Genomic DNA, 240 nt, shown 5'->3' with positions numbered 1-240 from the left:
CGCCATACATGTGATTTTGATACTGAAAACCGCTTCTGAACGGGATATTATTCTTTAAATGACGAATCCGATAGACTGCTAAATCTTCACGGCTCAGATCATCCCAATGAACCCACATAAACTCGTGCCTTGGGAGCCCTGTTCTGTGGCAAAGTAAATCACGTGTCGTGGCCTGCATGGTAGCGACCGGGTCGAAAAGCTCAAATTCCGGCATATACGTACGGATCGGCGTATCCAAAT

The 240-nt window shown here is 46.7% G+C and carries 1 protein-coding gene; it reads right to left on the bottom strand.

The features are described 5' to 3' along the window. On the bottom strand, positions 1-240 hold a 240-nt coding region (locus tag CHH91_RS18970), incomplete at both ends, for a serine hydrolase (protein ID WP_141234246.1).

It is taken from the genome of Virgibacillus sp. 7505, assembly GCF_002272135.1.
Classification (GTDB): Bacteria; Bacillota; Bacilli; order Bacillales; family Amphibacillaceae; genus Terribacillus.
The sequence above is the reverse complement of the archived record's forward strand: the minus strand, read 5'-3'. Positions and strand labels throughout refer to the sequence as shown.